The following is a 14,055-nucleotide window of genomic DNA, read 5'->3' as shown; positions in this document are numbered from 1 at the left end:
GACCCCATCTAACAGGTATAGATATGCAGACATCAGTAAATGAGTTTTTGACACCACGTAACATCGACGTAACCGAGCTCGGACCAACCCGTGCCAAAGTCGTTTTAGAACCATTGGAGCGTGGATTTGGTCATACACTGGGTAATGCGCTGCGCCGCATTCTGTTGTCATCAATGGGTGGTGCAGCCATTGTAGAGGTCGAGATTGACGGTGTCCTACATGAATACAGCAGTATCGAAGGCGTTCAGGAAGATGTTATTGAAATTCTCCTGAACCTCAAAGAAGTTGCTATCGTACTGCACGATAAGGACGATGTTACGCTGACCCTCAGCAAAAAAGGGAAAGGGATTGTGACAGCAGGAGATATCCAGGTAGATAACTCTGTAGAAATTAAGAATCCCGATCACCTGATTGCCACGATCACTGGCGATACAGCTCTGAATATGCAGTTACATATTACTACAGGGCGTGGTTATCAGCCTGTTGATAGCCGTGGGAATGATGAAGATGAGACCCGTTCTATTGGCCGTCTCCAGTTGGATGCCACCTTTAGCCCTGTTCGTCGTGTAGCCTATGTTGTTGAGAGTGCCCGGGTTGAGCAGCGTACTGACCTCGACAAACTTGTGCTGGATCTTGAGACGAATGGCACTATTGATCCTGAAGAGGCCATTCGTCGCGCAGCTACCATTCTGCAACAGCAGCTGGCCGTATTTGTCGACCTAGAAAGTGAAAATCTTGCCGAGCCGGTAGAGAGAGAGGAAGAAGTGGATCCGATCCTCTTGCGTCCTGTCGATGATCTTGAGCTGACGGTCCGTTCAGCAAACTGCCTTAAGGCAGAGAGCATCTATTACATTGGTGATCTTATCCAGCGCACAGAAGTTGAGCTGCTCAAGACCCCAAATCTTGGTAAAAAGTCGCTTACAGAAATTAAGGATGTACTGGCATCCCGTGGACTGTCTTTGGGTATGCGCCTGGAGAACTGGCCACCTGCCAGCCTGCGTTCTGACACCGAACAGGTTTAATTGATTAGGGTTGCAGATTTTGTCTGCCACTGTTGCATAGAATACTTGCTGGGTTAACAGCAACATTATTTTAAAGGAAGTATAAAATCATGCGTCATCGTCTTAGTGGCCGCAAATTAAGTCGTACAGGTGCTCACCGTCGCGCCATGTTTCGCAATATGACGACCTCCCTGGTTGAGCATGAATTGATCAGGACCACGCTGCCAAAAGCAAAAGAGTTGAGGCGTTTTGCCGAACCGCTGATCACCTTGTCAAAACAGGACAGCGTTGCCAATCGCCGTCTGGCATTTGACCGTTTACGTTGCAAGTCAGCTGTCGGTAAATTGTTTGCCGAGCTCGGCCCGCGCTATGAAAGTCGTCCCGGTGGCTATATCCGCATTCTTAAATGTGGGCTACGCTCTGGTGATGCCGCACCGATGGCTTACGTAGAACTGGTAGACCGTCCAGATGTGGAGCCGGTTGATGTTGAAGACGATGAATAATTGACCACAGTGATTTGGTCAGATAAGAGCCGGACGAATGTCCGGCTTTTTTGTGTCCTTTTTTCCCGGCAAACTAAAGAGTGCGCGATAGCCTTTTTGGGCTACTGAATAATTACTGATAATTTTAGATACAGGGTATCGCAATGAAAGTACTGGTCACCGGAGGTGCAGGTTATATTGGCAGTCATGCCTGTGTCGCGCTGCTTGAAGCAGGCCACGACATTGTTGTGCTGGATAACTTTGCAAACAGTTGTATGACGTCACTGGATCGGGTCAAACAAATTACCGGAGAGGACTTTCCTGTGGTGGAAGGTGATGTCAATCACCACCGGGTTCTGGACAGCCTCTTTAACAGTCACGATATCGATGCAGTGATGCATTTTGCGGGCTATAAAGCGGTCGGTGAGTCCTGTGAAAAGCCACTCCTCTATTATCGTAACAATGTTGCCGGCACACTAAGTCTGTGTGAAGCAATGCAGAAACATCAGGTTGCCCTGTTAATTTTCAGTTCCTCAGCTACCGTTTATGGCGATCCGCCTACCGTGCCCATCAAAGAGGACTTCCCGCTCACCGCCACAAACCCCTACGGCCGCTCCAAGCTGATGGTGGAGGAAATTCTGCGCGATTTAGTGAGTGCTGAACAGCTTACAGGGTCCGGAGCTTGGCAAATTGCTCTGATGCGCTACTTCAATCCGGTGGGTGCCCACCCCAGTGGCTTGATCGGTGAAGATCCCAATGGTATTCCAAATAATTTATTACCTTACATTTCCCAGGTGGCAATCGGTCGATTGCCTGCCTTATCTGTATTCGGTTCGGACTACCCGACTATTGATGGAACAGGCATCCGGGACTATCTTCACGTGATGGATCTGGCCGAAGGTCATGTCCGTGCATTGGACTACCTTGCCCAGGGTAAAAGCACTTCGGGGTGTCACACCTGGAACCTCGGTACCGGTAAAGGCTATTCAGTGCTGGAGATGATAAGGGCATTTGAATCTGCCAGTGGAAAGACTGTGTCCTTCAAAATGGCTCCGCGCAGGGCGGGGGATATTGCGGCCTGTTGGGCGGACACATCCAAGGCCGAGAATGAGCTCGGATGGACAGCATCTCGTGGACTATCTGAGATGATGGAAGACAGCTGGCGCTGGCAGCTGGGTAATCCCCAGGGCTATCGCAGCTGATACAGGCAGAGGGTTATATCTATCCTATGCCAGGGGCAGCTGGATATGGAAGGTGGTGCCCACATTCATGTCAGAGGTAACTGCGAGCTGTCCTTTGTGTTGTTCTGTAATGATGAAGTGTGAGAACGAGAGGCGCTTGCCCGCGTCATAGTCTTCTGCGGATGACTTGCCTGCTTTATTGGTGAAGAAGGGTTCAAATATATACTGTTGTTCATCATAGCTGATGCCAAGGCCATTGTGTTGGACCTTGATCCAGAGCATGTCATAACAAACAATGACCTGAATGCGAATAATTGGTGTGTGTCCCGACCTGTTCGCCTGGCCGAGTGCGTGACAGGCATGCCGGAACAAGCTGAGAAATACCTGCTGTAATTCTGATGCGTAGCAGGGAATATCCGGGAGATTTCGGCTGTAGTGTCGTTCTATTTTTATTTCCCGGAAGCGCAACCCGGACGGTACCGAAAGCACATCATTAGCCAGTTCGATCGTGTGTTCGATAAGCCTAGTGATGTTTGCCAGTCGTTTCTCGCCACCGCGACTCTTCGAGAAGTCCAGCAAATTGTTGATAACGGCCAGCGCCTGCTGTCCCTGATGATCTGCCTCTTCCAGTACGCTGGTTACGTCGTCTGCCCACGGCGAGCCCGCCCTATTTGTTTGTAATAGTCGGTATGCGGTCTGAAGGTCATTCAGAATAATCTGCAACGGGGCATTAATATCGTGGGCCATGGTCGCTGCCAGCTCGCCCATGGAAGACATCTTGTCGCGCTGAATCAGCATGTTGGATGTAAGAATGTGTTGTGTGACATCGTCAATCAGGATGACCGCATCGGTTTCCGCCTGATTGCGCAATGGGTAAATGGTTATATCAAAATGGTATTGGCCCCGCTGGCTGTGTTTGATAGTCACTGGTTTTTTATCGCTTAACGCCTTCTTTACCTGTTCCCTCGACAAGGTGATCGTCGGGTAGGTTTGCCACAGGTTTTTCGACAGCGCCTGTGCTGCCGGGATACCGGTGATTTCTTCTGCGCGGCGGTTCCATTGTGTGATGCTGCCCGTTTCGGTTAAACCGATTAACATCAGCGGCATCGAGCTCAACACATCTTTTATGTAGGCTTCAGATGAGCGAAGCCGGCTGGTAGTTTCCCGGTGCTGGACAATTTCACCCTGTAACAAAACATTGGCCTTTTGCAGTAAACGGTTTGACTCATCCAGCGTCGCAGTGCGCTCCTTGACGCGTTGTTCAAGTTCCTGGCGGATGACTTCCAGCGCCTTGTTCGCGCGGTGGGCCTGCCGGCGACTGAAAAAAAGTGTAACGACGGTGATGGAAAGAAGAATGATAAAAATACCACTGGACCAATTGGCAACGTACTGCCAGTTGGTGTGACCATCTTCCAGTCTGAAATAGGGGATTATGCTGGCTGTGGCGGGACAGCTTGCCAGTATAAGAAAAAGCGCGGTCGCGTAAATCTTCATAATGTTCGATAGTGCTCTTGCAGAGATTAATGTGCGCTGAGTGGAAACCGGGTTATATGATACCAGTGAACGAACAGCGGGTTGTGAAATCATCAAAGCGCTGGTCTTATTCCTTGTCTGTCACCGTTATCTCCGGGAAAAGTATCCAATTCTACCGGTCTTTCAACGGCTTGATACTGGCATCGGTGACAGGGGCGTCGAACCAATCCGGTAAACAACAGCCCAAGTCCCCTGTTTTTGATTTACTTATTGTCTGCTAACTGGCCCTGAATGGAAATACACGGGTACGTCTGACATTGATATCTATTTGACCGGCGGGGAACTTCCTGTCAAGCCAGTCAGAATAGCAGCAATAGTGCGACACCGTAGACGAGACCTGACCAGAGTAGCGCCACCGTGCAGTAACCCATAATATCCTTAATGCCCAACCTGGCTATGCCCAGTAAGGGAAGTGCCCAGAATGGCTGAATCATATTGGTCCAGGCATCCCCCATGGCGACAGCCATAGCGGCCTGATTCAGTGGTATCCCCAGTGATTGTGCGGCGGGAATAACGATTGGTGCCTGGATTGCCCACTGTCCGCCCCCAGAAGGGATAAAGAAATTTACTATCCCGGCACTGAGGAATGTAAACAGGTTAAACGTGTGTTCATTGGAAATGCTGATGAACCACTCGGATACGGATGCAGCCAGCCCGGATTGTGCCATCATGCCCATGATTCCGGCGTAGAGAGGGAACTGCAGGACAATGCCGGACAGACCTTTTACCGCCTCGTTGACAGCAGAGAGGTAGTTACGGGCGGAGCGGTGCAGGAGTAGCCCCGTCACCAGAAACACGAAATTGACGGTATTCAGCCCGATACGGCCGCCGTCACTGAAAAACTCAAACAGGTAGGCGCAACCCAATAGGCCGAGCATCAGGGTTGGCAGTCGGCTGTGTTCAATCCGGTCTGCCGGCGTATCGATTCTGATGGGAACCTCTTCGGTGATACCCATTTGTTGTGGGGTGACTTCCCGGACGGCGTCGGGTGGTGGCATCATCAATCGAAAAATAACGGGTAATGTCACTAGCATCACAAAACAGATGAGCAAAACTTCCCAGCTGAAAATTGTCTCTGTCAGTGGGATCGTGATATCGCCCATCAAGTTGCTGATGATGTCACCGTCGGCTACGGCAATCTTCAGTGGAATGGAGCCAGATAATCCCGCGTGCCAGATAACCATTCCCGAGTAAGCTGAAGCCACCAGAAGTGGGTAGTGAACCCCCTTGACATGGCGTGCAATTTCTCGAGCCATTAGAGCGCTGGTGATCAGCCCGAACCCCCAGCTGATCCAGCCACAAACCAATGCGATTATGGTCATAAGGATGATGGCTTGGCCCGGTGTCTTGGCGAGACATGCCATCGATCGCAACAGCTTTTTTACCGGTGCTGTTTGTGCCAGTACACTGCCGGTCACCAGTGTCACAGTGACCTGCATGGAAAATATCAGCAGGTTCCATACACCATCCCCCCAAAAGCGAACCATATCAGACGGGCGTTGTGTTTCCCCAAGGATACCCGCCAGCAGCACAATGAAGGTCAGTAGGATGGCAAAGATAAAGGCGTCAGGCATCCAGCGCTGCATAATACGGGTAAACAGGTTGGACAGAGAGCGAATCATTTGCGTCACCTTGTAATTATCAATTATGGGTTGGTTGCAAAATTAAGGCGTTATTCTATCGGCTTCATGGTTGATTCGAAACGGGATCCGCAAGGCGGTTATAAATGTTGGTGAAAGCAGGTGCCGGTGTCGAGGTTCATCAATCGCATGGAGCCTCCCCAGACAAAGCCGGTATCCAGAGGAAACAGGTTGCTGCCACAGGGTTGTCCCTGTAATGCGGCCCAGTGGCCAAAAATGATTTTCCACTGACGGGTTTTCCGATGCGGGTGACTATACCAGGGAGCATAGCCCGCCGGTGGCTCATCCGGTGTGCACTTACTGCGAAGCTCCAGCTTCCCCGTGGCCGAACAAAAACGCATTCGCGTGAAATAGTTGGTAATCAGACGCCAGCGTTCCGGCCCGGTAAGCTGGTCGTTCCACTGGTCGGGTTGGTCGCCATACATGCCTTGAAAGAACGCGTTTGCCTGTTCTGGCTCTCGCATAACGTTACTGATTTCTCTTGCCCGTGTCAGGGCGTCATCGCGCGTCCACTGAGGCGGGATTCCTGCATGGACCATCAACCAGTCGCCCTGTGAGACCATCAGTGGTTGTAATTGCAACCAGTTGAGCAATTGATCCCGGTCCGGTGCTTTCAGGATAGCTTCCAGGGTATCATTGCGGTTGGGAGCGCGCACGCCATGAGCGATGGCCAGTAAATGCAGGTCGTGATTGCCCAGCACCATTTGCAAAGAATTTCCAAGCTGGTGGCAGAAGCGCAAGGCTTCGAGGGAGTCCGGGCCACGGTTAACGATGTCTCCCACCGACCATAGGCAATCCTTGCCGGGCTCAAAGTGGACTTTCTCCAACAACTGTTGCAGAGGCTTCAGGCAGCCTTGCAAATCACCTACTGCATAGGTGGTCAATGCACTCTTCCTGGTACGGAGAGCAGAAAGGCAGGTATTTGGGCATCAAACGTTTCTCCGTGGTCACTGACCATTTGATAGCTGCCCTCCATTGTGCCCACCTCGGTATCCAGGACGACCCCGCTGCTGTATCGGAAAGACTGGCCAGGGGCAATCAGCGGTTTTTCGCCGACTACCCCGGGGCCCTGAACTTCTTTAACCTTGGCATTGCCATCCGTGATGACCCAGTGGCGGCTGATCAGTTGGGCTGGTGTGTCGCCCAGGTTGCGTATCGCGATATGGTAGGCGAACGTAAATTTATTATTGTCCGGCTCGGATTGGCCGGGGAGATACTCTGGTGTGACCTCAACGACGATCCGGTTCATTGCAGGGCTCCTATCTGGTTGCTGAGGTGGACAAAGTCCACCACACTGAGATTTTGAGGGCGAAGTGATATATCAATATCAAGTTGTTCAAGCTGGGTGGCATCAAGCATATATTTCAGTGTGTTGCGCATGGTTTTCCGCCGTTGCTGGAAACTGGCACTCACCAGTCTGGTCAGTAATTCCAGGTCGTTTGCGGGATGGGGTGGCTGGCTGTACGGTAGCAGTCGAACAATAGCGGACTCTACTTTGGGTACTGGTCTGAATGCTGTCGACGGAACGCTAAATAATGGCTGTACGCTACTGTAATACTGCACCATCACACTCAGCCTGCCATAGTTTTTGTCACCGGGTGAGGCAGCCAATCGGTCCACCACTTCTTTTTGCAGCATGAAGTGCATATCTTCGATCTGCGGGCTGAAACCCAGTAGATGAAAAATTAGTGGTGTTGAGATGTTGTACGGCAGATTGCCAATAATGCGCATTGCCCGACCAGCTTGATAGAACTGGCTGAAATCGATTTTCAGTGCGTCACCCTGATGAATTTGAAAATCCGGGTAGCCGGCGAGTTTTTCTGTGAGTAGCGGGATAAGATCGCGGTCCAGTTCCACCGCTTTCAGGGAAGGGCATTTGGCCAGTATGGGCTCGGTGATGGCCCCATGGCCGGGTCCAATTTCGATGATGTTCTGTTCTGGTTTTGGTGCAATGGCCGCGATAATTTTGTTGATCACATGGTGGTCGACCAGAAAGTTCTGGCCAAATCGTTTGCGGGCCTTGTGTTGGTGCGAATCATCCCGGTTCATGGATAGACATTTGCCCTTGCCATACAGGTGGCTGTGGTGATGGCTGCGATCAGGCTGCCTGTGTTGGCAAGCCCCGTTCCTGCCAGATCCAGTGCCGTGCCATGGTCAACTGACGTACGGATAATGGGTAGGCCTAGCGTAATATTGACGGCTTTACCAAACCCCATGTATTTGAGTACTGGCAACCCCTGGTCATGATACATGGCCAATACCGCATCACATCGCTTCAGATACTTTGGCGTGAACAGCGTGTCTGCTGGCAGGGGGCCCTCAATGTGCATCCCCAGACCGCGTAGCCGCGCCAGTACGGGTTCTATCACCTGAATTTCCTCCATGCCCAGATGACCGTTCTCACCTGCGTGGGGATTGAGTCCACACACCAATATCCTTGGCGCCTGCAAACCAAATTTCTGCTGTAAATCCGCATGCAGAATATCAATTGTCTCGGTCAAACCCTCTCGCGTAATCTGAGCTGGCACCTGGCTAAGTGGCAGGTGTGTCGTGGCCAGTGCAACCCGAAGTCCTTCGGTCGCCAACATCATGACCACCTTTGGTGTATGGGTTTTCTCTGCGAGAAATTCGGTGTGCCCCGTGAACGGAATGCCTGCATCATTGATGATGCCCTTGTGCACAGGACCGGTTACCAGTGCCCGACAAACATTTGATTGGCAGTCTGCAAGTGCAGTGGATAAGGTCTCCAATACATACGTGGCATTGTGCGAGTCGAGTATGCCGGGTCTGGCGGGCATACCCAGTTGAATCGGCCTGATAGTGAGTTCGCCAGCCGCTAATGGAGAGGGAGGGATCTCTGTGGAGAGCTGGCGTAGCCGCAGGGGAAGATTTAATTCCCTGGCTCGGGCCAGGAGCAATTCAGGATCAGCGTACACCACCAGTTCTGCAGCATTTGGACGCTGTGCCAGTTTGATAATCAGGTCGGGACCAATACCGGCTGGCTCGCCTGGTGTAATGGCAAGTCGAATCACAGTTTAATGTCTACAAATGCCTCGTCGCGTATTTCCCGCAGCCAGATTTGCTGTTCTTCGTCGAACTTGCGTCTCCGGATGATGTTTTCAGCCTGACGCCGTTGTATCTCGTCACTGAAATCCTGACGACGACGTTCGGTTACCTGCAGAATATGCCAGCCGAACTGGGTGCGGAAAGGTTCACTGATCGCCATTGTGTCAATACTGCCCATGATTTGTTCAAATTCCGGTACAAACTGTCCCGGCAGGGACCAGCCGAGATCACCGCCGCCCAGAGCAGTACCAATATCCTCGGAGTGTTTTCTGGCTAGTTCGGCAAAGTCGGCACCACCGAGGATATCGGCGCGCATTCCTTCCAGCATGGTTCTGGTATCGTCTTCACTGCGAATTTCGTTGGGTTTGAGCAGGATGTGGCGGACTTTGTGTTGCTGCACAATCTGTTCGCCGCCACCCCGACGATCATAAAGTTTGAGTAAGTGATAACCGGCATCACTGCGAATCGGCATGCTGACCTCGCCCGGGGACAGTTTGTCCACGGCACTGACAAAAATACTGGGTAACTGGGTTGTTTTTCGCCAGCCCAGATCGCCTCCCTGAAGTGCATCCTGAGCGCCGGAATGGGCGATTGCCAGGCTTTTGAAGTCTGCACCATTTTGCAGTTGTTCGTAGAGCTCCCTAACCTTCTGTTCTACCTCGGCAACATTCTCGCGGGATGCGCCTGAGGATAGGGGCAGCAGAATATGACCGAGGTTAACATCCGGCGATGACCACTGTTGGCCCTCTTCGGAGGCCAGGAAGTTATCCACTTCCTGTTCGCTGATGTAAATACGGCGATTAACGGCTCTTTCCTGAACCCGGTTTATGGTAATTTCATTGCGCAGCTGTTGTCTCAAAGACGTCAGGTCGATTCCGCTCTGACGGGCGTCTTCGACCATTTGAGCAACCGTCTGTTCCCGGCTCTCCGCCATCCTCTCCATGGCTTGGGTCACTTCTTCGTCGCTGATGCGTATCCCCATGCGTTGTGCCCGGTTGAGCTGCAGGCGTTCCAGGATAAGGCGCTCAAGAACCTGTGGGACCAGCACCGATTCTGCAGGAATTTCGGTTTCACTGTTTTCTAGTCGTGCATAGATATCAGCTACCCGTTTCTCCAGCTCGCTGGCCATGACCACGTCATCGTCAACCACGGCGACGATATGATCGAGTGGTATTTCTTCTGAACTTGCCGGCAATGCCCAGGCAAGCCCCAGCAGGAGCAGGCTGAAGAAAATATTCGTTTTACTGCATGTACTCATAATCCGGCTCATCTGCATTAGTAATTGCTTTGCGGTTCATACCCGTAGATGCCATCCTGCAGGATGGATTCCACTTTGCTGCCACTGCCGGCGAGCCCTTTGAACTGGATCTGGAAGAACACACCATTGTCGTGTTCGAGATCTTCATCCGGTAGCAGAATATAGTCATTTCGGTCGAGCCAGCGACGACTGATAATGCTCATTTTCCAGCAGCAGCTCTCATACTGGAACCCGAACAGGGTTTCCAGGTCCCGGCTATTGGTCAGATCGTAATTGTACCGTCCGATCAGGCTCCAGCTTCGGGAAATCGGCAGAAAGGTGGAGAAGTCTGCCTGCTCAATATCGCTATCAATCTCAATGAATTGATTTCCTATGTCGGAAAGGCGGGGCACCCTGCGATTATACCGATAGCTCAAATTGAATATCTTGTTGTTGCGATCGTTATAACGAAGGCTGGCGTTACCCCGGTCGAGTTCACTGTCGTCTTCATCGTAGAGCACATCAGCCTGGAAGCGGAGGTGTTCGCTGAGCCGCAGGGCAAATTCCGCCGCGTACGCGGAGTCATCACGCAACAGGTCGGCGGCGATATCTCGTTGTAGGCGATTCAAATCATCGGGGTCATCCAGGCCTTTCAGGAACGATTTGCTCAGGTTGGGGTTCAGGGAGACGTAGCGGTCACTCAGGTAGAAAATCTGGCCGATGCTGGCTCGCAACCACTCAATCCCGGTGGATTGCTCAACCAGACGGCTGGTTAGCCCCAGAGAAACTTGCTCGGTATCGCCGATGCGGTCACCGCCGATAAAACGATCTTCCCGAAACAACTGGTTATAGGTAAATGTCATCTGAGATGTGTCGAAGTCCGGCAAATCACTTTGATCTTCATACTTGGTATGGACCATGTACAGGCGCGGCTCAAACGTCTGGGTAAACCCCGTCAGCATGGTGGTGTCGCGCTCCATAAACAGACCGGTATCGATAACACCGACCGGTACGGTGACCGAAGGGCTGTCATCCGTCTGTCCCAGCACCGGATTGTCCAGATTATAGGACAGGTGCTTGAGGGTGACCGAGGGCCGGAAGTACCCCCATGCCCACTGTTTATCCCAGGTTAAGCCGTAATCGAGGCGCAGCCGGTCGCCGGTCACGAAGGTGCCTTTTTCATCTTCAAAAAAGGTTTCACCCTGGAGATAGCCGGGAAGGATGTCGTTATCGTCATCGTGGTCGAAAGCGGTGAACTGGTTCTGCAGGTTAAAGACAAAGTCGCCAAGGCGATAATTGCCCCGGGCCTCCAGGCGGGGCAGCATCTGGTACTGGTCAATCCGGTTGGGATCATCGGTGATGGTCTGGAATTCCTGCCCCTTGATACCAAACAGCCAGTGATCCGTGCGGTAACTGGCCGAAACCAGCTGGCGGAGATAGGTCTGGCTGTTGACCTCCAGCGTGGCGTTATCCAGATCCCGGAAGTATTCACTGTCGCTGACTTTGGTGTAATCGACGCGGGTTTCCCAGCGTTTGCCAATACCCCCCAGGTGATTCAGGTTGACCAGCCAGCGATCCTCGCCCTGGAAGTCCCTTGTGTTGAAGACTTCGGTCGGGTCGTCATCGCGGTCGTCGCCACCGTCATCATCCGACAAAAAAGCACCGCTCAGGATGGTGTTGGTCAGTTTTGACATATGTCGGAGTTCGACCTCAGCCATGGGGCCGCGTTCCTGAATGTAGCGCGGTGTAATGGTGGCGTCGTAGTTGGGTGCCAGATTCAGGTAGATGGGTTGCGCATAATCGATGCCGTTTTCATCGCCGATGTCAAAACTGGGGAACAACAGACCAGAGGCTCGCCGATCATCAATCGGGAACCGTATCCAGGGAGCATAGAGTATCGGTATATCCTGGACTTCAAGTCGCACATGCCTGGCATTGGCGATTCCGGTTTCAGGATTGATGTTTAGTTTACTGCTGACCAGGCGCCAGGCTTTGCTGCCCGGTTCGCAGGTGGTGTAAGTGGCATTATCGATGTAGAAAACATCATCGACTCGCTTGGCCTGCGTCGCCGTACCGCGCACTCCGGATTCGTGGAACAGATAGCCGGCCTGTTCAATCTGCATGTCCTTGGAATCCATGTTGATCTGAGCGCTGTCGCCTGTAACCAGTAGCCCCGGTTCGCGGAACTGTACATTGCCTTCAAGGTTCACGATGCGTGTATTCTGGTCGGCTGTGGCGCTATCGCTTCGAACCTGACGGTATCCCTGAGTCAGTTGTACGTCGCCACGCAGGCGGGCAATGTTTTCCTGCTCCACTTCTGTGGATGCTGAGGCAACCCGCATGGGAGCGTCGGCCGGATCCATCTCGGCGTCTTCATAGTCTCTTTTTGGTTCTATATAGGCCCCGCAGCAACCTGTAGCCATCTTTTCGCGCTCTTCATCGGTAAGCGCTTTCTCTTCAACCCAATCCAGGTTGTTGGCCACCCTGACATCGGGACCACTGTCTTCCGGTGGGATTACCGGTTCAGGGTGTTTGGGTCTGGGGAAAGCCCTGCCGGACATCTGCCTTTCGCCGCATGCCCAACTGCCATCGGCTGCTGCTCGACATTCCCATTGGCTGTAGGAATCCTGGTTCTCAGCAGCTACTGGTACCGAAACAAGCAAGCCAAAGAGCAATAATCCCGATGTCCGGGAATACTGTGAGCGCAAGGCATGATACAGCCTGGTACGGATATGACTCGTTTTTATGGGCATTCTGATTGTCCGTGTTCTCTCTGGGCAGGCGGTGTCTTTAATGCGACGGTACATTTTACCGATTCTGGGGCATCATGCGAGGGTTTGGTCTAGAATGGCTAACCTTTTTTCCATATGCTTTCCTCAAACATGTCTGATCACCAAAATCTTCAGCAGTGGGTAGAGCGCTCCCTGCCCCGACAATTTCTGACATCGGCTGCGCCACAGCTTTTCCCGCTGAGTGGTGATGCTGGCTTTCGGCGCTATTTTCGGGTGAATTGTGCGCCATCACTGCTCGCTGTTTCCGCGCCGCCAGAACACGAAAATAACGAAGCTTTTGTTCGTATTGCAGCGTTGCTCAAGTACGGTGGTGTCCGTACACCCCGAATTTATGCTGTCGATTACTCGCAGGGATTTCTGTTGCTTGAGGATTTCGGGGACCAGTTACTGTTGCCGCTCCTGTCCTCTGAAACAGCGGATCGGTTCTACCAGAAAGCAGAAGATACGCTTTTGGTGTTGCAGGGAGTTCCGCTCGCTGATAGTGGTTTGGCAGTTTACGACCGTCAGCGTTTGCGGGATGAGATGAGACTCTTTCCTGAGTGGTTTTTAAAGCAGCTGCTTGGGCTGGATATCACGACTGAAGACAGTCGACTCATTGAACAGACTTTTGAGCAATTAGTGACGAGTGCGCTCTCCCAACCGGAAGTGATCGTCCACCGGGATTTCCACTCCCGTAACCTGATGTTGCTCGCTGATGGTGATATCGGGGTCATCGATTTTCAGGACGCCGTCAGAGGCCCGCTGACATATGATTTGGTTTCACTGCTCAGGGACTGTTATATTCGGTGGCCCGCTGAGTATGTTTCGCGGCGGGCGCTCAACTATTACCGGCGGGTTGTAGCGACAGGTGTCGCTGATACGGTGCCGGACAGCCAGTTTCTGCGCTGGTTTGACCTGATGGGGTTACAGCGGCACATCAAAGTGCTGGGTATTTTTGCCAGGCTCTGGTTGCGTGATGGAAAGCCGGGCTATCTGACGGATCTGCCACTTGTTCTCCATTACACCCTTGAGCAATTGACGCCGTATCCTGAATTGCATGACTTCAAGTCCTGGTTTGAAAGACGTGTGATGCCTCTGGTGCAAATACAGCCTTGGTATCAGAAGAAATAGGCCGTGCCGTTGA

General features: G+C 52.2%; 12 protein-coding genes. 4 read left to right on the top strand and 8 right to left on the bottom strand.

Annotated features, from left to right (window positions below; all coding sequences use genetic code 11):
• Positions 1–23 precede the first annotated feature (23 nt).
• The 3 genes from U740_RS01885 to galE all read left to right on the top strand — a co-directional run bounded on the left by U740_RS01885 (position 24) and on the right by galE (position 2,685).
• Positions 24–1,022, top strand: a complete 999-nt coding sequence (locus U740_RS01885) for a DNA-directed RNA polymerase subunit alpha (RefSeq protein WP_036858647.1) — start codon at positions 24–26, stop codon at positions 1,020–1,022.
• A gap of 89 nt (positions 1,023–1,111) precedes the next feature.
• Positions 1,112–1,504, top strand: a complete 393-nt coding sequence (gene rplQ / locus U740_RS01880) for a 50S ribosomal protein L17 (protein ID WP_036858646.1) — start codon at positions 1,112–1,114, stop codon at positions 1,502–1,504.
• Between the two features lie 143 nt (positions 1,505–1,647).
• Positions 1,648–2,685, top strand: a complete 1,038-nt coding sequence (gene galE / locus U740_RS01875; protein ID WP_036858645.1) for a UDP-glucose 4-epimerase GalE — start codon at positions 1,648–1,650, stop codon at positions 2,683–2,685.
• A 24-nt stretch (positions 2,686–2,709) separates the two neighbouring features.
• On the opposite strand, the gene U740_RS01870 is transcribed toward galE, so the two are convergent.
• From U740_RS01870 to U740_RS01835, 8 genes are all read right to left on the bottom strand, one after another.
• On the bottom strand, positions 2,710–4,158 hold the full coding sequence (locus U740_RS01870) for a two-component system sensor histidine kinase NtrB (protein WP_036858644.1): 1,449 nt from the start codon (positions 4,156–4,158) through the stop codon (positions 2,710–2,712).
• Positions 4,159–4,496: 338 nt separating this feature from the next.
• Positions 4,497–5,819, bottom strand: coding sequence for a short-chain fatty acid transporter (locus tag U740_RS01865; RefSeq protein ID WP_036858642.1), 1,323 nt, complete (start codon positions 5,817–5,819; stop codon positions 4,497–4,499).
• Between the two features lie 98 nt (positions 5,820–5,917).
• The gene (locus U740_RS01860) at positions 5,918–6,721 is read right to left on the bottom strand and encodes a symmetrical bis(5'-nucleosyl)-tetraphosphatase (protein ID WP_036858641.1); all 804 of its coding nucleotides are present in this window, start codon (positions 6,719–6,721) and stop codon (positions 5,918–5,920) included.
• A complete protein-coding gene (apaG, locus tag U740_RS01855; protein ID WP_036858640.1) occupies positions 6,718–7,086 on the bottom strand; it encodes a Co2+/Mg2+ efflux protein ApaG in 369 nt (122 codons plus the stop codon). The genes U740_RS01860 and apaG overlap by 4 nt, the downstream gene beginning before the upstream one ends.
• Positions 7,083–7,886, bottom strand: a complete 804-nt coding sequence (rsmA, locus tag U740_RS01850; protein WP_036858639.1) for a 16S rRNA (adenine(1518)-N(6)/adenine(1519)-N(6))-dimethyltransferase RsmA — start codon at positions 7,884–7,886, stop codon at positions 7,083–7,085. Before rsmA ends, apaG begins: the two co-directional genes overlap by 4 nt.
• Positions 7,883–8,866 (bottom strand): 4-hydroxythreonine-4-phosphate dehydrogenase PdxA, encoded by a 984-nt coding sequence (gene pdxA, locus U740_RS01845; protein ID WP_200877090.1) that lies wholly within the window; start codon positions 8,864–8,866, stop codon positions 7,883–7,885. The genes rsmA and pdxA overlap by 4 nt, the downstream gene beginning before the upstream one ends.
• Positions 8,866–10,161, bottom strand: a complete 1,296-nt coding sequence (locus U740_RS01840; protein ID WP_152556771.1) for a peptidylprolyl isomerase — start codon at positions 10,159–10,161, stop codon at positions 8,866–8,868. Before U740_RS01840 ends, pdxA begins: the two co-directional genes overlap by 1 nt.
• A gap of 17 nt (positions 10,162–10,178) precedes the next feature.
• A complete protein-coding gene (locus tag U740_RS01835) occupies positions 10,179–12,893 on the bottom strand; it encodes an LPS-assembly protein LptD (RefSeq protein WP_160172034.1) in 2,715 nt (904 codons plus the stop codon).
• A gap of 129 nt (positions 12,894–13,022) precedes the next feature.
• Between U740_RS01835 and U740_RS01830 the strand changes: the two genes are divergently transcribed.
• Positions 13,023–14,042: an aminoglycoside phosphotransferase family protein gene (locus U740_RS01830; protein WP_036861014.1), complete on the top strand. Its 1,020-nt coding sequence runs from the start codon at positions 13,023–13,025 to the stop codon at positions 14,040–14,042.
• Positions 14,043–14,055: the final 13 nt, after the last annotated feature.

The sequence above is a fragment of the Porticoccus hydrocarbonoclasticus MCTG13d genome (assembly GCF_000744735.1).
GTDB classification, from domain to species: domain Bacteria; phylum Pseudomonadota; class Gammaproteobacteria; order Pseudomonadales; family Porticoccaceae; genus Porticoccus; species Porticoccus hydrocarbonoclasticus.
The sequence above is the reverse complement of the archived record's forward strand: the minus strand, read 5'-3'. Positions and strand labels throughout refer to the sequence as shown.

Bases quoted from the DNA above. Each gene is read 5' to 3' on its own strand.
- U740_RS01885 (WP_036858647.1), top strand. From the start codon at position 24: ATGCAGACATCAGTAAATGAGTTTTTGACACCACGTAACATCGACGTA.
- rplQ (WP_036858646.1), top strand. From the start codon at position 1,112: ATGCGTCATCGTCTTAGTGGCCGCAAATTAAGTCGTACAGGTGCTCAC.
- galE (WP_036858645.1), top strand. From the start codon at position 1,648: ATGAAAGTACTGGTCACCGGAGGTGCAGGTTATATTGGCAGTCATGCC.
- U740_RS01870 (WP_036858644.1), bottom strand. From the start codon at position 4,158: ATGAAGATTTACGCGACCGCGCTTTTTCTTATACTGGCAAGCTGTCCC.
- U740_RS01865 (WP_036858642.1), bottom strand. From the start codon at position 5,819: ATGATTCGCTCTCTGTCCAACCTGTTTACCCGTATTATGCAGCGCTGG.
- apaG (WP_036858640.1), bottom strand. From the start codon at position 7,086: ATGAACCGGATCGTCGTTGAGGTCACACCAGAGTATCTCCCCGGCCAA.
- rsmA (WP_036858639.1), bottom strand. From the start codon at position 7,886: ATGAACCGGGATGATTCGCACCAACACAAGGCCCGCAAACGATTTGGC.
- U740_RS01840 (WP_152556771.1), bottom strand. From the start codon at position 10,161: ATGAGTACATGCAGTAAAACGAATATTTTCTTCAGCCTGCTCCTGCTG.
- U740_RS01835 (WP_160172034.1), bottom strand. From the start codon at position 12,893: ATGCCCATAAAAACGAGTCATATCCGTACCAGGCTGTATCATGCCTTG.
- U740_RS01830 (WP_036861014.1), top strand. From the start codon at position 13,023: ATGTCTGATCACCAAAATCTTCAGCAGTGGGTAGAGCGCTCCCTGCCC.